At 74.0% G+C, this 18,166-nt stretch carries 16 protein-coding genes; 15 read left to right on the forward strand and 1 reads right to left on the reverse strand.

What is annotated here, in order from left to right:
* Window positions 1-6 precede the first annotated feature (6 nt).
* From ACQPXD_RS18025 to ACQPXD_RS18070, 10 genes are read left to right on the forward strand one after another with little or no spacing between them, the layout of a single operon-like run.
* Window positions 7-1,878, forward strand: a complete 1,872-nt coding sequence (locus ACQPXD_RS18025) for a dipeptide ABC transporter ATP-binding protein (RefSeq protein WP_432839863.1) — start codon at window positions 7-9, stop codon at window positions 1,876-1,878.
* Entirely contained in the window at window positions 1,875-3,908 is a 2,034-nt protein-coding gene (locus ACQPXD_RS18030; protein ID WP_432839865.1) for a hydantoinase/oxoprolinase family protein, read from the forward strand. Before ACQPXD_RS18025 ends, ACQPXD_RS18030 begins: the two co-directional genes overlap by 4 nt.
* Window positions 3,905-5,569: a hydantoinase B/oxoprolinase family protein gene (locus ACQPXD_RS18035; protein ID WP_432839867.1), complete on the forward strand. Its 1,665-nt coding sequence runs from the start codon at window positions 3,905-3,907 to the stop codon at window positions 5,567-5,569. Before ACQPXD_RS18030 ends, ACQPXD_RS18035 begins: the two co-directional genes overlap by 4 nt.
* Window positions 5,562-7,220: a hydantoinase B/oxoprolinase family protein gene (locus ACQPXD_RS18040; protein ID WP_432839869.1), complete on the forward strand. Its 1,659-nt coding sequence runs from the start codon at window positions 5,562-5,564 to the stop codon at window positions 7,218-7,220. Before ACQPXD_RS18035 ends, ACQPXD_RS18040 begins: the two co-directional genes overlap by 8 nt.
* Window positions 7,217-8,440: an amidohydrolase family protein gene (locus tag ACQPXD_RS18045; protein ID WP_432839871.1), complete on the forward strand. Its 1,224-nt coding sequence runs from the start codon at window positions 7,217-7,219 to the stop codon at window positions 8,438-8,440. Before ACQPXD_RS18040 ends, ACQPXD_RS18045 begins: the two co-directional genes overlap by 4 nt.
* Window positions 8,437-8,826, forward strand: coding sequence for a nuclear transport factor 2 family protein (locus ACQPXD_RS18050; protein WP_432839873.1), 390 nt, complete (start codon window positions 8,437-8,439; stop codon window positions 8,824-8,826). Before ACQPXD_RS18045 ends, ACQPXD_RS18050 begins: the two co-directional genes overlap by 4 nt.
* Entirely contained in the window at window positions 8,823-9,797 is a 975-nt protein-coding gene (locus tag ACQPXD_RS18055; RefSeq protein WP_432839875.1) for a zinc-binding dehydrogenase, read from the forward strand. The genes ACQPXD_RS18050 and ACQPXD_RS18055 overlap by 4 nt, the downstream gene beginning before the upstream one ends.
* Before the next feature lie 2 nt (window positions 9,798-9,799).
* The gene (locus ACQPXD_RS18060; RefSeq protein WP_432839877.1) at window positions 9,800-10,123 is read left to right on the forward strand and encodes a TIGR04076 family protein; all 324 of its coding nucleotides are present in this window, start codon (window positions 9,800-9,802) and stop codon (window positions 10,121-10,123) included.
* Window positions 10,120-11,148 (forward strand): LLM class flavin-dependent oxidoreductase, encoded by a 1,029-nt coding sequence (locus tag ACQPXD_RS18065; protein ID WP_432839879.1) that lies wholly within the window; start codon window positions 10,120-10,122, stop codon window positions 11,146-11,148. Before ACQPXD_RS18060 ends, ACQPXD_RS18065 begins: the two co-directional genes overlap by 4 nt.
* Window positions 11,145-12,203, forward strand: coding sequence for an alpha/beta hydrolase (locus ACQPXD_RS18070; protein WP_432839881.1), 1,059 nt, complete (start codon window positions 11,145-11,147; stop codon window positions 12,201-12,203). Before ACQPXD_RS18065 ends, ACQPXD_RS18070 begins: the two co-directional genes overlap by 4 nt.
* A gap of 15 nt (window positions 12,204-12,218) precedes the next feature.
* On the opposite strand, the gene ACQPXD_RS18075 is transcribed toward ACQPXD_RS18070, so the two are convergent.
* The gene (locus ACQPXD_RS18075; RefSeq protein ID WP_432839883.1) at window positions 12,219-12,839 is read right to left on the reverse strand and encodes a helix-turn-helix domain-containing protein; all 621 of its coding nucleotides are present in this window, start codon (window positions 12,837-12,839) and stop codon (window positions 12,219-12,221) included.
* A 342-nt stretch (window positions 12,840-13,181) separates the two neighbouring features.
* Between ACQPXD_RS18075 and ACQPXD_RS18080 the strand changes: the two genes are divergently transcribed.
* From ACQPXD_RS18080 to ACQPXD_RS18100, 5 genes are all read left to right on the forward strand, one after another.
* Window positions 13,182-13,448 carry a hypothetical protein gene (locus ACQPXD_RS18080; RefSeq protein ID WP_432839885.1) on the forward strand — a complete coding sequence of 89 codons (267 nt, stop codon included), beginning with the start codon at window positions 13,182-13,184 and terminating at the stop codon, window positions 13,446-13,448.
* A gap of 91 nt (window positions 13,449-13,539) precedes the next feature.
* Window positions 13,540-14,559: a LacI family DNA-binding transcriptional regulator gene (locus ACQPXD_RS18085; RefSeq protein ID WP_432839887.1), complete on the forward strand. Its 1,020-nt coding sequence runs from the start codon at window positions 13,540-13,542 to the stop codon at window positions 14,557-14,559.
* Between the two features lie 104 nt (window positions 14,560-14,663).
* Window positions 14,664-16,241 (forward strand): ABC transporter substrate-binding protein, encoded by a 1,578-nt coding sequence (locus tag ACQPXD_RS18090; RefSeq protein WP_432839889.1) that lies wholly within the window; start codon window positions 14,664-14,666, stop codon window positions 16,239-16,241.
* Window positions 16,228-17,307, forward strand: a complete 1,080-nt coding sequence (locus ACQPXD_RS18095; RefSeq protein ID WP_432839891.1) for an ABC transporter permease — start codon at window positions 16,228-16,230, stop codon at window positions 17,305-17,307. Before ACQPXD_RS18090 ends, ACQPXD_RS18095 begins: the two co-directional genes overlap by 14 nt.
* Entirely contained in the window at window positions 17,304-18,164 is an 861-nt protein-coding gene (locus tag ACQPXD_RS18100; protein ID WP_432839893.1) for an ABC transporter permease, read from the forward strand. Before ACQPXD_RS18095 ends, ACQPXD_RS18100 begins: the two co-directional genes overlap by 4 nt.
* Window positions 18,165-18,166: the final 2 nt, after the last annotated feature.

The following is an 18,166-nucleotide window of genomic DNA, read 5'->3' on the forward strand; positions in this document are numbered from 1 at the left end:
TACCACATGAGCCTCTTGGACATCGAAAACCTCTCCGTGGTCATCGGCGGGCGGGTCGCGGCGCTCAGCGACGTCTCGCTCGGCGTCGACGCCGGCGAGGTCGTCGGCCTGGTCGGGGAGAGCGGCGGCGGCAAGAGCATGGTCGGCCGGGCGATCGCCGGCATGCTGCCGCCCGGCTCCGTGGCCACCGGCCGGGTCGGCTTCGACGGCGTCGACGTGCTGACCATGTCCCCGCAGCGGCTGGCCCACCACCGCGGCCACGGCGCCGCCCTGTGCTTCCAGAACCCGCGCGGCGCGCTCAGCCCGACCCGCACCGCCGGCCGGCAGCTGGTCGACCGGCTCGTCACCCACCAGGAGATGGACGGCGAGCGGGCCCGCGAGTCGGCGCTGGAGCTGTTCGAGGCGGTCGGCATCCGCAGCGCCCGCCGCCGGCTGGGCGCCTACCCGCACGAGCTGTCCGGCGGCATGGCCCAGCGGGTGATGATCTCGCTCGCCACCGGGTGCGCGCCCCGGCTGCTCATCGCCGACGAGCCGACCACCGGCCTCGACGTCACGCTGACCGCCGAGATCCTGCGCCAGTTCCGCCACGCCGCCGACACCGACGGCCGCGGCGTGCTGCTGATCTCCCACGACCTCAACGCCATCGCCCCCATCTGCGACCGGATCGTCGTGCTCTACGCCGGCACGGTGGTCGAGACCGGCCCGGCCCGGCAGGTGCTGACCGCCCCCGCGCACCCCTACACCCGGGCGCTGCTGCGCTCGGTGCCCGACCTCGACGGCCGGCCCGTGCTGGTGACGCCCGGCGCGATGCCGCTGCTGCGCGAGCCCCCGGCCGAGTGCCCGTTCGCCCCGCGCTGCGCCCGCGCCGAGGACGACTGCCGCTCCGCCCGGCCGATGCCGGCCCCGCGCGGCCGGCAGTGGACCGCCGCCTGCTTCCACCCCCTCGACGGCGAGAGCGAGTGGCAGCACACCGCACCCGCGCCCCGCGCCGGAAGAACGGCGGGCGAGGCGGTGCTCGTCGTCGAGGACGCGCACGTGGTCTACAAGAGCCGGTTCGGCCGCGGCGGGCACCACGCGCTGCGCGGCGTCAGCCTCACCGTGGCCAAGGGCGAGCGGGTCGGCGTGGTCGGCGAGAGCGGCTGCGGCAAGTCCACCCTGGCCCGGCTCATCGTCGGGCTGGCCCGGCCCACCGCCGGTACCGTCACGGCCGCCCGCGGCGCCCTGGTGTTCCAGGACCCGGTCGGCTCGCTCAGCCCCCGCCGCACCGTCGAGGACGCGATCGGCGAGCCGCTGCGCGCGCTCGGCGTCCCCGCCGCCGAGCGGGCCCGCCGGGCCGCGGCCGTGCTCGACCGCATGGAACTGGACCGCTCGATCCTGTCCCGCCGCCCGCACGAGCTGTCCGGCGGCCAGGCCCAGCGGGTCGGCATCGCCCGCGCCCTCGTCGGCGAGCCCGACCTGATCGTCTTCGACGAGCCGACCTCGGCGCTCGACGTGACCGTGCAGGCGCAGATCCTCGCCGTCATCGACGAGGTGGCCCTGGACCGCTCGCACGGCTCGGTGTTCATCTCGCACGACCTGGCCACCGTGCGCGGCTTCGCCGACCGGGTCGTCGTGCTGTATCTGGGCCGGATCGTGGAGGAGGGGCCGGTCGAGGAGGTCTTCGCGCGGCCGCGGCACCCCTACACCCGGGCGCTGCTCGCGCGCGGCGTGACGCTGGTGCGCGACCTGGAGGAGGCCGACGCGGCCACCGGGTGCGCGCTGGCCGCCCGCTGCCCGTTCGTCACCGACCGGTGCCGCAGCGAGGACCAGCGGCTGCAGGAGTACGGGGAGAGCCGGGCCGCCTGCTGGCGGGTACCGGAGATTGGGGAGATGCCGTGAGCCTCAGGCTGGCCGTCGACATCGGCGGCACCTTCGTCGACGCGATGGAGCTGGACACCGCCACCAACCGGGTGCGGTTCCGCAAGGCGTCCACCACCCCGGCCCGCCCGGCCGACGGCGTGCTCGCCGCGGTCGCCGCGCTCGGCACGGACCTGTCCCAGGTGGAGCTGTTCATCCACGGCACGACGCTCGGGCTCAACGCGGTGCTGGAGCGGCGCGGCGCGGCCACCGGCATCATCACCAACGAGGGCTTCCGCGACATCTTCCTGATCGGCCGGGGCAACGTCCCCGCCGACCACATGTACGACTTCCAGTACGAGCGCCCGCCGAGCCTGGTGAAGCGCCGGCACACCGCCGGCGTGCGGGGCCGCCTGGACTACAAGGGCCGGGTCGTCGAGGAGCTCGACCGCGACTCGGTGCTCACCGCGGCCCGCGAGCTGGTCGAGGTCCAGGGCGTACGGTCGATCGCGATCTGCTTCCTGCACGCGTTCCTCGACCCGGCGCACGAGCGGGCCGCCGCCGCGATCATCCGGGAGCGGTACCCCGACGTCAGCCTCTCCCTGTCGACCGACATCGCCCGCGAGTACCGCGAGTACGAACGCACCAGCACCACCGTGCTGGAGGCCTACATCCGCCCCATCTTCGAGCGCTACGTCGACGAGCTGGAGCAGGGCCTGGCCGAAGGCGGCTTCGCCGGCCGGTTCCTCATCATGCGCTCCGGCGGCGGGGCGATGACCAGCGCCGCGGCCAAGCGCTCGCCGACCCACACCGTGCTGTCCGGCCCGGCCGGCGGCATCGTCGGCGCCGCCTACCTCGCCGGCGCCCTGGGCCGCGACAGCCTGCTCACCTTCGACATCGGCGGCACCTCGCTGGACGCCTGCGTCATCGAGCAGGGCAGCGCCGTGGCCGCCCACGAGGCGCAGCTGGAGCACTTCCCGCTGCTGATCCCGACGTACGACATCCGCACCATCGGCGCCGGCGGCGGCTCCATCGCCTGGCTCGACCGGGGCCTGCTCAAGGTCGGCCCGCAGAGCGCCGGCGCCGACCCGGGCCCGGTCTGCTACGGCCGCGGCGGCACCCGGCCCACCGTCACCGACGCCGCGGTCGCGCTCGGCTACGTCGACCCGGACCGGTTCCTCGGCGGCGAGATGGGCCTGCAGGCCGACGCCGCCCGCAAGGCCCTGGAAGAGCAGGTCGCCCAGCCGCTGGGCCTGTCCGTCGAGGCGGCCGCGGCCGGCATCTTCGACGTGCTGCTGGCGCGCACGGTCGGCGCGGTCCGGCAGATCACCGTCGAGCGCGGCCGCGACCCGCGGCAGTTCTCGCTGCTCGCCTTCGGCGGCGCCGGGCCGCTGCTCGCGCCCCTGCTGGCCCGGGAGATGGGCATCGCCGAGGTGGTCGTGCCGTTCGCCCCGTCCGGGTTCTCGGCCTGGGGCATGCTCAGCGCCGACATCGAGGACAACTTCAGCCGCACCCTCATGGCCCCGCTGGACGAGGTCGACCCGGCCGAGGTCGGCGCGACCTTCGCCGATCTGGAGTCCGAGGCCCTCGCCTCCCTCGGCGAGCAGGGCGTGCCGGTGGAGCTGACCGTGCTGCACCGGCAGCTCGAGCTGCGCTACCTCGGCCAGGAGCACAGCCTCGCCGTCACCATCGGCGGCGCGCTCGACCCCGAGGCCGTCCGGGCCGCCTTCCAGGAGCTGCACGCGGCCCGCTACGGCCACGCGATGGCCAACCGCCTGCAGATCCTCAACCTGCGCCTGCGCGCGGTCGGCCGCACCGCGAGCCCCACGCTGCCCGAGTATCCGCCGGGCGACGGCGACCCGTCCCGGGCCTTGCTCAAACACCGGGACGCCTTCGACTTCGGCACCCGGGCGATCGTGCCGTTCGCCGTCTACGACCGGGCGCTGCTGCGGCCGGACGACGCGTTCGACGGGCCGGCGCTCGTCGACGAGGGCACGTCGACCACCGTCGTGCCCTCCGGCCAGCGAGTGTCCGTCGATGCCCGCGGCTACCTGCTGGTGCGTGCCCGATGACCACATTGGACGGTGCCACCGCCGAGGTGGTGCGCAGCTACCTGCTCGCCGCGGCCGAGGAGATGCGGGCGACGCTGATCCGCACGTCGTTCAACCCGGTCATCTACGAGGTCCACGACTTCGGGCTGTCGCTCTACGATGCCGGCCTGCGCCTGGTGGCGGAGGCGACCGGGCTCACGTTCTTCCTCGGCGCCAACGACTTCTCGCTGCGCAAGGGCGTGGAGTACGTCGGCCGGGAGAACCTGCACCCGGGTGACGTCGTGCTGCTCAACTACCCCTACTGGAACGCCGCCCACGCCTACGACGCCACGCTGTTCGCGCCGGTGTTCTCCCCGGGCGGGCCGCTGCTGGGCTTCCTCTGCGTCCGGGCGCACTGGATGGACCTCGGCGCCAAGGACCCCGGCTACGTGCTGGACTCCACCGACGTACACCAGGAAGGCATCCTCTTCCCCGGCACCAAGGTCGTGTCGCGGGGCGAGCCCGTGCGCGAGATCCACGAGCTGATCCGGTTCAACTCCCGGATGCCCGACGAGGTGATGGGCGACCTGCACGCCCAGATCGCCGCGCTGCGAACCGGCGAGCGGCGGCTGCTGGAGATCGTCGAGAAGTTCGGCCGGCCGACCGTCGAGGCGGCGATCGAGCGGATGATCGCCGACGGCGCCGCCCGCACCCGGGCCGCCCTGGCCGCGCTGCCGCAGGGCTCCTGGAGCGCCGAGGACCTGCTCGACGACGACGGCATCACCGACGAGCCGATCCGGATGAAGGCGACGGTCACCATCGCCGACGGCACGTTCACCGTCGACTTCGCCGGCTCCTCGCCGGCCGTGGCCGGGCCGGTCAACATGCCCTACGGCGCGACCGAGGCGATCTGCAAGGTCATCCTCAAGTCGATGACCTCGGCCGACCAGCCCTCCAACGCCGGCACCGTCGCGCCCCTGGTGGTCAAGGCCGAGCCGGGCACGCTGTTCCACGCGGTGTACCCCCAGCCGACCTTCACCCTGTGGACCGGCATCGTCGCGGTCGAACTCATCCTCAAGGCCCTCGCCCAAGGCATGCCCGACCGGCTGCCGGCGTCCTCCGGCGGCGACGTGCCCGGGTTCATGATGGTAGGCATCCACCCGGACACCGGAGCGCTGTTCGCGGTCTCCAACAACGAGCCGGTCGGCTGGGGCGGCACCCCGCACCACGACGGCATGAACGCCGCCACGCACGTGTCCGGCAGCACCGGTCGGATCACCCCGATCGAGGTGCTGGAGGCGAAGACGGGCATGTTCTTCGAGCGGATGGAGATCCGCACCGACTCCGGCGGGGCCGGTGCGTTCCGCGGCGGGGCCGGGCTGCGCCGCGACATCCGGTTCGTGACGCCGGGGGAGTTCCTGTCGGTCATCAAGAAGACCAAGGCCCGGCCGTGGGCCCTGGCCGGCGGGCTGTCGCCGGAGCCGAACCGGGTCATCGTCTTCCCGGGCACCGACCGGGAGCGGTCGGTCAGCACCAAGCGCACCGCCGTGGCCGCCGGCGACCGGGTCACGCTGCTGACCGCCGGGGGCGGCGGGCACGGCGACCCGCGCGAGCGCGACCCGGGCCTCGTCCGCGAGGATGTCGCCGAGGGGTACGTCTCCCCGGAGGCGGCCCGGGACGTCTACGGGGTCGCGGATGTCTAGTGTGGACGGTGCCACCGCCGAGGTGGTGCGCAGCTACCTCGCCGCCGCCGCCGAGGAGATGCGCGCCGCGCTCGTGCGCACCGCGTTCAACCCGGTCATCTACGAGGTCCACGACTTCGGCATCTCGATCTACGACGCCGGCCTGCGGCTGGTCGCCGAGTCGACCGGGCTGTCGCGCTTCCTCGGCGCCAACGACTACTCGATCCGCAAGGGCGTGGAGTACGCCGGCCGGGACACCCTGCGGCCGGGCGACATCGTGCTGCTCAACTACCCCTACTGGAACGCCGCCCACGCCTACGACGCCACCCTGTTCGCGCCGGTCTTCCACGGCGGCGAGCTGGTCGCCTTCCTCTGCGTCCGCGCGCACTGGATGGACCTCGGCGCCAAGGACCCCGGCTACGTGCTCGACTCCACCGACGTGCACCAGGAGGGGCTGCTGTTCCCCGGCACCCGGGTCTTCGCCGGTGGCGAGCCGGTGCGCGAGATCCACGAGCTGATCCGGTTCAACTCCCGCATGCCCGACGCCGTGCTGGGCGACCTGCACGCCCAGGTGGCCTGCCTGCGCACCGGCGAGCGGCGGGTCGCCGAGCTGTTCGCCACCTTCGGCCGCGACACGGTGGCCGCCGTCGTCGACGCCGTGCTCGCCGCGGCCGAGGCATCGGCCCGCGAGGCGGTCGGCGCCCTGCCCCAGGGGTCGTGGAGCGCCGAGGACTGGCTCGACGACGACGGGATCACCGACGACCCCATCCTCATGAAGGTCACCGTGACGATCGATGGCGGCACGTTCACCGTCGACTTCGCCGGCTCCTCGCCCGCCGTGCCCGGCCCGGTCAACCTGCCGCTCGGCGCGACGATCGCGACCTGCCGGGTGGCGTTCAAGGCCATCACCACCCCGGCCGAGCAGACCAACGCCGGCCACTTCGCGCCGCTGGTCGTGAAGGCCGAGCCCGGCACGCTCTTCCACGCCGTCTACCCGGCCGCCACGTTCACCCAGTGGACCGGCACCGTCGCGCTGGAGCTCATCTACAAGGCCCTGGCCCAGGGCATGGCCGACCGGCTGCCGGCATCCTCCGGCGGCGACGTGCCCGGCTTCATGATGGTCGGCCTGCACCCCGACACCGGAGCGCTGTTCGCGGTGTCCAACAACGAGCCGGTCGGCTGGGGCGGGGCGCCGGCGCACGACGGCATCGGCCCGGCCAACCACCCGTGCCAGACCCAGGCCCGGATCACGCCGGTCGAGGTGCTGGAAGCGAAGACCGGCATGTTCTTCGAGCGGATGGAGATCCGCACCGACTCCGGCGGGGCCGGTGCCTTCCGCGGCGGGGCCGGGCTGCGCCGCGACATCCGGTTCGTGACCCCGGGGGAGTTCCTGACCGTGATCAAGAAGACGAAGTCCGCGCCGTGGGCGAGCGCCGGCGGTGCCTCCCCGGAGCCGAACCGCGTGCTGCTGTTCCCCGGCACCCCGCGGGAACGCGCGGTCAGCACCACCCGCACGGCCGTCGCGGCCGGCGACCGGGTCACCGTGCTCACCGCGGGCGGCGGCGGCCACGGCGACCCCGCCGCGCGCGACCCCGCCGCCGTCCGCCGGGACGTGGCCGACGGCTACGTCTCCGCCGCCGCGGCCCGCACGACCTACGGAGTGGAACTGTGAGCGTCGTCCTGCACAACTGCACGGTCGTCGACGGGCGCCTCGCGCCGGTCGAGGACGCCGCCGTCCGGGTGATCGGCGAGCGGATCGCCGCCGTCGGCCCCCGCGACCGGGTCCTCGCCGAGGCCGAGGCCGACGGCGCGGTGACCCGCGTCGACCTCGGCGGCGCCTGGCTCACCCCCGGGCTGGTCAACATGCACACCCACCTGTCGCTCACCCTGCCCGGCACCGCCGGGGACCGGCTCAAGCGGATGGGGCCGCACGAGCTCGCCCTCTACATGGCCGACGGCGCCCGGCGAACGCTGCACTGTGGAGTGACGACGGTCCGCTGCGTCGCCGAGAAGGACCACGCCGACTTCGCGCTGCGCCGCTCGATCGAGGCCGGCCGCGCGCCCGGCCCGCGCATCTTCACCGCCGGCCTCGCGCTGGTCTGCACCGGCGGCCACGGCCACGAGGGCAGCGACACGCTCGAGTGCGACGGCGCCGACGGGTTCCGCCGGGGGGTACGCCAGCAGATCCGGGCCGGCGCCGACCTCATCAAGGTGATGATCTCCGGCGGCATCGCCGGCGAGCACGAGGCGATCGACACCCGCCAGCTGCACCCCGACGAGCTGGCCGCCGTGCTGCAGACCGCGCACGACTGGGGCCGGCGGGTCACCGCGCACGCCGGCCCGGCCCCGGTCATCGCCGAGGCGGTCGAGCTCGGCCTGGACTGCGTCGAGCACGGCTACCAGCTGACCGCCGAGCTCGCCGCGCGGATGGCCGAGCGGGGCACCGCCCTGGTGCCGACCCTGCTGGTCACCCGGTGCAAGGAGTTCTTCGACGAGCTCGGCGTGCCGGACTGGATGCAGCGGCGCTCGCTCGGCGCCGGCGACCGGCACCTGCAGAGCTTCGCCTACGCCGTCGAGGCCGGGGTGGAGGTGCTGCTGGGCAGCGACATGCCGCCGTTCTGGCCGTTCGAGGGCACCAACGCGACGGTACGCGAGCTGGAGCACATGTCGGCCGTCATCGGGCCGCGGCGGGCGCTCTACGCCGGCACCCTCGGGCCGGTGCGCTGGCTGCGGGCCGAGCGCGATCTGGGCACGGTCGAGGCGGGCAAGCTCGCCGACCTCATCGCGATGGACGCCGACCCCACCGCCGACACCGCGGCGTTCCGGGGCGTGCGATGGGTCATGAAGGGCGGCGCCGTGGTCCGCGACGACCGGTGCGGGGTGCGGGCGTGAGCGCCTGCGCGGAGATCGCCGCCGCGATCGACGACATGTACGCGGCGTTCCTGGCCGGCGACCGGGCCGGCTTCGACGCCCACCTCGACCCCGAGGTCACCACCTGGGAGACCCACCTGCCCGGCCCGCTGCGCTCCCGGGCCGAGCTGGACGACTACCGCGACCGCCGGGACTCGTCCGGCGCCCGGCCGCGCCTGGCCGAGCTCGCCGCCCGGGCCAAGCGGATCGACGTGTGGGGCGACGTCGGGGTGGCCCGCTACGAGCTGCACGCCCACCCCGCGGACGCCACCGGCGCGGCGTCGGTCACCCGCGTGACCGACGTGCTGCGCCGCACCGGCGAGCGCTGGCTGATCGTGCACCACCACGCCGAGCTGGTGCGCCCGTGAGGCGGCTGGTCGCCTACCGCGACGGCGAGCCGCAGGACGTCCTCGCCGTCGCCGACATGCCCGCCGACCCGGAGCCGGGCCCGGGCCGGGTGGCCGTCGCGGTGGAGGCGGTCGGCCTGAACTTCCTCGACGTCATGTTGTGCCGAGGGGGGTACCCGGTTAAGCCTCCGCCGCCGGTCACCCCCGGCGTCGAGTTCTCCGGCCGGGTGCTGAGCGGGCCGGACGCCGGCCGGGCCGTGATCGGCTGCCCGGCGCTGCCGCACGGCGCCCTCGGCGAGACCGTCACCATCGACGCCGGCCTGCTGGTGCCGCGCCCCGTCGGGCTCGACCCGGTCACCGCCGCCGCGATCCCGGTCACCTACCAGACCGCCTGGTTCGCCCTGGAGCGGGCCGGAGTGTCCACAGGGGACACCGTGCTGGTCCACGCCGGCGCCGGCGGGGTCGGCGTCGCCGCCACCCAGCTCGCGCTCGCCCGCGGCGCGCGGGTGATCTGCACCGCCGGCGGCCCGGCCAAGGCCGCGGTCTGCCGCGACAACGGCGCCGAGGTCGCGATCGACTACCACGCCGACGACTTCGTGCCGGCGGTGCAGGAGGCCACCGGCGGCGCGGGCGCCGACGTGGTGATCGACCCGGTCGGCGGCGACGTGTTCGCCCGGTCGCTGTCGTGCCTCGCCTTCGAGGGCCGGATCGTCGCGGTCGGCGCGGCGGGCGGTCCGCCGCCGCCGGTCGACCCGATGGCCCTGGTCGCCCGCAACGCCACGCTCGTCGGCCTCTCGTGGGGCTCGGCCTACCCGTGGCAGCGGCCGGACGAGGTCGCCGCCGCCTACGCGGCGCTGTTCGCGCTGTGCGAGTCCGGCGCCGTCCGGCCGCCGGTCACCCGCATCGAGCCCCTGGAGGGCGCGCCCGCCGCCCTGGCCGACCTCGCCGCCGGGCGTACCACCGGCAAAATCGTCATCCGGATCGGAGGCTGAGCGTGTCCGAAGAGAACGACATGGAGCTCTACGACCTGCGGGTCACCGTCGACCGCATCGAGGGCCGCTCGGTCTGCGGGATGGCGGTCGGCGACTGCTTCGAGCTGGAGCAGAGCGCGCACCTGCGGCTGCCCGACGGCAAGCACTTCTGCGTCTACGCCCTCGCCGCCGTGCTGCCGTTCCTGGCCGCCAAGCAGCGCGCCCTGCCGGCCGGCGACTGGCTGGAGCGCGACACGCTGTTCTGCTGCCCCGATCCGGAGGAGCGGCTGGTGATGCGGGTTGAGCGGACCCGGCGGCGCGGGATGCGATCGGGCGACCTGACGTGACGGGCGGCGCGGAGTTCGGCGGCGTCGAGTTCGGGCTGGGCATCCAGAGCGACAAGCGGCCCGGCGACTACGCCCGGCTCGCCCGCGCGGCCGAGGCGCACGGGTTCGACGTGCTGACCGTCTTCGGCGACCTCATGTTCCAGCCGCCGATCTTCCCGCTGCTGGAGATGGCCGCCGCCACCGCTCGGGTCCGGCTCGGCGCCGCCTGCCTCAACCCGTACTCGATGGCGCCCTACGAGATCGCCGGCCAGGTCGCCGCGCTCGACCTCGCCTCGGCCGGCCGCGCCTACCTGGGGCTGGCCCGCGGCACCTGGCTCGGCGCGGTCGGCCTCGCCCAGCCCCGGCCGGTCACCGCGCTCGCCGAGGCGGCCGAGGTGGTCTACCGGCTGCTCGGCGGGCGGACCGACGGCTTCGAGGGCCGGGTGTTCTCCCTCGCCCCGGGCGTCGCGCTGCGGTATGCGGTGCAGCGCCCCGACCCGCCGCTGCTCATCGGCGCCTGGGGCGAGCGGGCCGCGGCGCTGGCCGGGCGGATCGCCGCCGAGATCAAGGTCGGCGGCAGCGCCAACCCGGCCATGGTGGGCGTCGTGCGCGAGCGGCTGCGGGCCGGTGCCGAGCCCGCCGGCCGCCCGGTCGAGCAGGTGCGGATCGTGCTCGGCGCGGTCACCGTGGTCGACCGGGACGGCGCGGCGGCCCGGGCCCGGGCGCGCACCGAGGTCGCCATGTACCTGGCGGTGGTGGCCGGGCTGGACCCGACCGCGGGGGTGCCGGCCGACCTGCTGCGCCGGGTCGCCGAGCTGGTCGACCGGGGCGAGCACGAGGCGGCCGGCCGGCTGGTCCCCGACGACGTGCTCGACCGGTTCGCCTTCTCCGGCACGCCGGAGCAGGTCGCCGCCCAGGCGCGGGCGCTGATCGACGCGGGCGTGGGCCGGGTGGAGTTCGGCACCCCGCACGGGCTGACCGACGACGGGGGAGTGGACCTGCTGGGTGCCGCGGTGCTGCCGCTGCTGCGAGGGGAGACGACGTGAACGTCGACGTGATCCTGGGCCCGGGGCTGGTGGCCGACCCCGGTCTCGTTCGCGAGCTGGCCGAGGCCGAGTTCGCGGGCCTGGGCGTCGAGGGCGTGGTGCGGGAGGTGGACGACCTCGCGGCGGCGCTGGCCGGGACCACCGGCGCGGTCGTGGCGCTGCCCGGGCCGACGGCGGCCGCCCGGGCGCTGCTGACGGTGCCCGGCGAGCACGCCGCGCGGACCGTGTGGCTGGACCTGACCGCGACCGGCCCGCTGCCCGTCGCGGACGGCGCCGAGCACCACCAGGGCCGCGAGATCTGGGGCGTGACGTGGGCCGTCCGGCGGGCGGTGCACCGGCTGCGCCGGCCGGCCCGGCGGATCGCCTACGGGCCCGGCCCGGAGCAGTGGGGCGAGCTGCGGCTGCCCGACGGCCTCGGCCCGGTGCCGGTCGCGGTGCTGCTGCACGGCGGCTTCTGGCGCTCGGTCTGGGGCGCCGACCTGATGGACGCGATGGCGATCGACCTGACCGCGCGCGGCTTCGCGGCGTGGAATCTCGAGTACCGCCGCCCGGACCGGCACGGCTGGGCGGCCACCACCGCCGACGTGGCCGCCGGGCTGGCCTTCGCCGGGATCGCCGACTCCCGGATCGACCCCGCCCGCACCGTCCTCTTCGGCCACTCCGCCGGCGGTCAGCTCGCCGTGCGGGCGGCGGCCGACGCGCCCGGCGCGGTCGCGGTGGTCGTGTCGCAGGCCGGCGTGCTGGATCTGACCGAGGGGGAGCGGCGCGGGATCGGCACCGGCGCGGTGGCGGCGGCGCTGGGTGGCGACACGGCCGCCCTCGCCGTGTCGGATCCGCTGCTGCGGCTGCCGCTGGGCGTGCCGGCGGTCGTGGTGCAGGGCCGCTTCGACGGCCTGGACCTGGTCGACATGTCCCGCCGCTACACCCGGGCGGCCCGCGCGGCCGGCGACCGGGTGGTGCACCTGGAGCTGCCCGCCGACCACTTCGACGTGATCGACCCGCGCTCCGAGGCGTGGACGGCGACCATGGCGGCGGTCACCGAAATAATGAAGTGACAGTGAACATGATCTTCAGAACAGGCGCGGGGTCACCACCGAGACCACGGTGGTGACCCCGTCGGTGTCGTTGTAGAGCCGGTGCGGGGTGCTCGAGCGCAGGTGCAGGCTGTCGCCCGGGAAGAGCCGGTGCTCGATGCCGTCGACCTCGTAGAGCAGCTCGCCCGAGACCACGTAGGCGAACTCCTCGCCGGCGTGGCCGTAGGCCTCCTCGCGCCGCCCGCCGGGCGCGATGTGCACCACCATCGGCTCGAGCACCAGCTGCGGCCCGCGGTCGGACAGCATGCGGTAGGTGGTCTGGCCCGAGACATACTCGGTGGCGCCGTTCTGCGCGCGGGTCAAGGTGAAGTGGTCCGGCGGGGTGTCGGCCGGTGCGGCCGGGCGGGACGGCTGGTCGCCCTCGTGGAGGAACTCGGCGACCGGCCGGTCCAGGGCCGCCGCGACGCCGTTGAGCGCGGTCAGGCTGATCGCCGAGATGCCCCGCTCGACCTGGGACAGGAAGCCGATGGACAGCCCCGACTGGGTGGCCAGGCCGCGCAGCGTCAGCCCCCGCTCCTTGCGGAACTGGCGCATCCGCGCACCGACCAGGGTCTGCCCGCCGCCGTCGCCGCGGTCGTGTCTTACCGTCGTGCGCACCTTCGAACCTCCTGCGGAAACTTGTTCGATCCTATCGAACTTGACCCGCTGCTGAGGACCCCCGGACGGCTGTTGTCTTGTCCGCTCCGATCGAAGGCCGCGACTCGGGCCACGCCCTCGGCGGTCGTTGCTCTCCGAAAGCCGTGCCCGGCCTGCGCCTCCCAACGCCCCGGGGTGGGCACGATCGACGGTCACGTCCTACCCGTCGGGCGGCTGCACGCCGCGGGGCACGGCGCAGCGACCGGAAGTCTCCGTGATCATGCGCACCCGGCATCGACACCAACGGTTTTTCATGATTGTGGAGCGCTGATGTACCCCCGTGTGCCACAAGTCTCCGGGATCATGGCAAACCCGGTGTGCGGTCAGCGCGAGCATCATGATCACGGAGACATGCGTCCGGCCCGGCCGCGCGGATCGCAGGTTGCGCCCGACGGGTGCGACATCGCGGTGCTGGTTGGGCCGATAGGGGTCGGCCCGGGGATCGTGACGGAGCGGGTTCAGCCGGTTGGTCCAGCGGCGGTGGAGCTGAGTCTGGTCGCCGGCGTGGAACCGGTCGTGCATGAGTTGCTGGGTGGTGAAAGCACCGCCTCCGGCTCGATGCCCCTGTAACAGGTGCGCAACACGCGGGAACGTTTGCGCAACATGCCCTGGATGAGGCAGCGTATGTTCGGCAGGGCACGGTGCGGGAGAGGACGATGCAGTGGACGCGGACCTTCGTCGGGTCGCGGAGGCCAGCGGGGTCTCCGTCAGCACGGCCTCCCGCGCGCTGTCCGGGTCGGGGCGGGTCAGCGAGGCCACCCGGGCGAAGGTCCGCCGGGTCGCCGACGAGCTCGGCTACCGCCCCAACGCGCTCGCCCGCGGCCTGCGCACCAGCCGCTCGCGGCTGATCGGCCTGGTGGTGACCAACCTGGTCAACGCGTCGCTGCACGTCATCGCCGAGGTCGTGCACCACCGGCTGAAGGCGGCCGGCTACCACCTGGTGCTGTGCGTGACCGGCGGTGACGCCGACGAGGAGCGGGCCTACGTCGAGACCCTGCGCGACCACAACGTCGACGGCATCATCGTGGTCGGCTCGGACGCGGCCGCCGTGGAGCGGCTGCGGCACACCGGGATCCCGGTCGTGCACCTGGCCCGGCGGCCCCGGCACCCGGCCGGCGACTGCGTGCTCGGCGCCGAGCTGGAGGGCGCCCGGGAGGCCACCCGGCACCTGCTCGGCCTGTCCCACCGCCGCATCGGCGTGGTGGCCGGCCCGGCGGCGGTGACCTCCGGCCACGAGCGGCTCGCCGGCTACCGGCTGGCGCTAGACGAGGCCGGCGTCGCCTACCGTGAGGACCTGGTCTTCTCCGGCCCGCTGGAGCCGGCCGCGGGCGCCGAGGCGGTGCGGCGGCTGCTGGCCCTGCCCGCCCGCCGCCGGCCGACCGCCCTGCTGGTCACCAACCACGAGTCGGCCTTCGGGCTGTTGCCGGCGCTGCGCGAGCGCAAGGTGCGCATCCCCGACGACCTCAGCGTGCTGTGCTACGAGGACGCCGACCTGCTGCGCTGGTGGGATCCGGCGATCACCGTCATGGACAACAACGCCGCCCGGATGGGCGACCTGGCGGTGAACATCCTGCTCGACCGGATCGCCGGAACGTCCGGCGGGGAGCCGGGCGCGTGGACCGAGTACCGCGTCGGCGCGCAGCTGGTCGTGCGCCAGTCCTGCCTCGTCGCCAAACCGTGATCTCGCCCGCCGGGGCCACCCTTGACTTTGACCTCCGTGGTCGGCAGGTTTGTGGAAACGTTTGCTCAAGGCGGCCGTGACAGCCCGGCCATGGAGGCCCGTATATGAAGATTCGGTCTGCCGGGGCGCTGGCAGCCGCCCTGGCCCTGTCGGCGACCCTCGCCGCGTGCGGCGGCTCGAGCTCCTCGTCGAACAACCAGCAGGCGGGCGGCACGCTCGTCATCGACAACGCCTTCCAGCTCAAGACCGCCGACCCCGGCCGCATGTTCGAGCCGACCGGCCTGATGCTCGGCCAGGCGATGTACGACACGCTGCTGACCTTCAAGGGCAGCGACGTCACCAAGCCCGTGCCCGACCTCGCCGAGTCCTACACCGCGACCCCGGACGGCAAGACCTTCACCTTCAAGCTGCGCACCGACGCGAAGTTCTCCGACGGCACCCCGGTCACCTCGGCCGACGTCGTCTTCTCGCTCACCCGCGTGAAGAACCTCAAGGGCAACCCGTCGTTCCTCATGGACGGGCTCACGGTCACCGCGCCCGACGCCGCGACCGTGGTCATCACCAGCGAGAAGCCCAACGCGGCGGTGCCGTTCATCGTGCCCAACCCGGCGCTGGGCATCCTCAACTCCAAGGTGGTCAAGGCCAACGGCGGCTCCGACGCCGCCGACGCGGACAAGGCCGACACCGCGGAGAGCTTCCTCAACGCCAAGTCGCAGGGCAGCGGGCCGTACGTGCTGGACAGCTACAGCACCACCACGCAGGTCGTCATGACGCCGAATACGAACTACTGGGGCACCAAGCCCGCCTACACCAAGGTCGTCGTGCGCAACGTGCAGGCCAACGTGCAGCGGCTCAACGTGCTCAAGAACGAGTCGCAGATCGCCGTCGACCTCTCGCCCGACCAGGCCAAGGGCCTCGACGCGCTGCAGGTCGTCAGCGGCGCCTCGCCCAACGTGTTCTTCCTCTTCACCAACAACAACCCGGCCATCTCCAAGACCACCTCCAACCCGAAGTTCCAGGAGGCGGTCCGGTACGGCATCGACTACAAGGGCCTGATCGAGCTGGCCGGCGAGGGCGCCGTGCAGGCGCCGGGCGTCGTGCCGTCGATGTTCCTCGGCGCGCTGCAGGCGAGCGACGCGGTCGCCCGCGACGTCGACAAGGCCAAGGCGGCGCTCGCCGCGTCGGGGCTGACCAACCCGACGGTGACCCTGAGCTACCCGAGCGACGTGCAGGTCAACGGCCTCAACTTCGGCGACCTCGCGGCCCGGGTCCAGGCCAACCTCAAGGACGTCGGCATCACGGTGAACCTCGCGCCCGCCTCGGTGCAGGCGGCGCTGGACACCTACCGCGGCGGCAAGGAGGAGATGGGGCTGTGGCAGTGGGGCCCGGACTACCCGGACCCCAGCGACTACCTCAACTTCCTGCCCGGCCAGCTGGTCGGCCTGCGGGCCGGCTGGGCCAAGGGCGCCGACCCGGCGCTGGAGCAGCTCGGCGACCAGGCCGCGACGACCATCGACGACCCCCAGCGGGCCGGCCTCTACAAGCAGATCCAGCAGAAGATGAACACCGCCGGGCCGATCATGCCGCTGATCCAGTCGGCGCAGATCCTGGTCACGTCCAAGTCGGTGAAGAACGTGCAGTCCAACGCGGTGTGGCTGGTCAACATCCGTGAGCTCGGCTAGCCCGGCCGCGGTCACCGGGGCGGGCCGGTCACGGCCGGGCCGCCCCGGCGGGCTGCTGTGGTTCCTCGCGCGGCGGGTGGTCATCGCCGCGCTGCTGTGCGTCGGCATCACGCTCGTCGCGTTCATCCTGACCCAGCTGGTGCCGGGCGACCCGGCCACCGCCAACCTCGGTCAGCGCGCGATCGGCGACCCGGCCGCCGTCGCCGCCTTCCGGGCCAAGTACGGCCTGGACCGGCCGCTGCCCGTGCAGTACCTCACCTATCTGGGCAATCTCGTGCAGGGCAACCTCGGCCAGTCCCAGCAGAGCCACCGGGCGGTGGCCGAGGACCTCTCCGAATATGTGCCGGCCACGATCGAGCTGGCGCTCTTCGCCATCGTGGTGTCGCTGCTCGTCGGCGTCGCCCTCGGTACCGTCGCCGCGGTGACCCGCGACCGGTGGCCGGACCAGGTGCTGCGGGTGGTCAGCCTGGGCGGCGTGTCGATGCCCACGTTCTGGGTCGCGCTCGTCGCGTTCTACCTGTTCTTCTTCAAGTGGGGCCTGCTGCCCGGCGGCGGCCGGCTCGACCCGGGGATGGCCGCCCCGCCCCACGTCACCGGCCTCTACGTCGTCGACGCGGCGGTGGCCGGGCAGTGGGACGTGTTCTCCTCGGCGGTACGGCACCTGGTGCTGCCCTCGCTCGTGCTCGCCGTCTACACCGTCGGCATGCTCATGCGCTTCACCCGCGCGTCGGTGCTGGAGATCCTCGGCAACGACTACGTGCGCGCGGCCCGGGCCAAGGGCCTGCCGGAGCGGGTCGTCATCCTGCGCCACGTGCTGCGCCCCGCGCTGGTGGCGATCATCACCGTGGCCGGCGTCGCCTTCGGCAGCCTGCTGTCCGGCGCCGTGCTCGTCGAGAACATCTTCTCCTGGCCGGGGCTGGGGCAGTACGCCTACCGCAGCGCGGTCAACCTCGACCTGCCCGCCATCATGGGCGTCAGCGTCGTCGTGGCGCTCATCTACATCGTCCTGAACCTGCTCGTCGACCTCCTCTACGGGGTCATCGACCCGAGGATCCGCCTGACATGACCGCCCCCGATCTCGCGCGTGGTGCACGGCGGGCCCGCTCGCCGTGGCGCCGGGCGCTCGCGCTTCTGGGCGCGGTGCTCGTCGTGGCCTGGGTGCTGGTGGCCGTGCTGGCGCCGCTGCTGGCCCCGCAGGGGCCGCTGGACCAGCTCTCGCCGAAGCTGCTGCCGCCGTCGGCCGAGCACTTCTTCGGCACGGACGAGCTCGGCCGTGACGTGTTCAGCCGGGTGCTCTACGGCGCCCGCGTGTCCCTGCCGCTCGCGTTCGCGCTCGTCGCCCTCGCCACCGTGCTCGGCTCCGCCGTCGGCACCGTCGCCGGCTACTTCGGCGGCTGGGTCGACGGCGCGCTGATGCGCCTGGCCGACCTGGTCTTCGCCTTCCCCGGCATCATCCTGGCGATGGCCGTGGCCGCCGCGCTGGGGCCGCAGCTGCGCAATGCCGTGCTCGCGGTCGTGGTCGTCTCGTGGCCGTCGTACGCCCGGCTGGTCCGCGGCCTGGTGCTGTCCGCCCGCGACGCCGAGTACGTGACCGCGAGCCGCCTGCTCGGCTCGTCGGCGCTGCGCACGATGCTGGTCGACCTGCGCCCCAACATCGCCGGCCCGGTGCTCGTCATGGCCGCCCTCGATGTCGGCAACGCGGTGCTGCTGCTGTCCGGCCTGTCGTTCCTGGGCCTGGGCGCGCAGCCGCCCACGGCCGAGTGGGGGGCCATGGTCGCCGCCGGTGCGGAGAACTTCGACCGCTGGTGGGTCGGGCTCTTCCCGGGCCTGGCCATCCTGACCGTCGTGCTGGCCTTCAACTTCGTCGGCGACACCCTCCGCGACGCCCTCGACCCGCGCACCGCGCGCGCCATCCGGGAGTGAGC

This window comes from Dactylosporangium sp. CA-092794 (assembly GCF_050948465.1).
GTDB lineage: Bacteria > Actinomycetota > Actinomycetes > Mycobacteriales > Micromonosporaceae > Dactylosporangium.

Bases quoted from the DNA above. Each gene is read 5' to 3' on its own strand.
- ACQPXD_RS18025 (WP_432839863.1), top strand. From the start codon at position 7: ATGAGCCTCTTGGACATCGAAAACCTCTCCGTGGTCATCGGCGGGCGG.
- ACQPXD_RS18035 (WP_432839867.1), top strand. From the start codon at position 3,905: ATGACCACATTGGACGGTGCCACCGCCGAGGTGGTGCGCAGCTACCTG.
- ACQPXD_RS18040 (WP_432839869.1), top strand. From the start codon at position 5,562: ATGTCTAGTGTGGACGGTGCCACCGCCGAGGTGGTGCGCAGCTACCTC.
- ACQPXD_RS18080 (WP_432839885.1), top strand. From the start codon at position 13,182: ATGGCAAACCCGGTGTGCGGTCAGCGCGAGCATCATGATCACGGAGAC.
- ACQPXD_RS18090 (WP_432839889.1), top strand. From the start codon at position 14,664: ATGAAGATTCGGTCTGCCGGGGCGCTGGCAGCCGCCCTGGCCCTGTCG.
- ACQPXD_RS18100 (WP_432839893.1), top strand. From the start codon at position 17,304: ATGACCGCCCCCGATCTCGCGCGTGGTGCACGGCGGGCCCGCTCGCCG.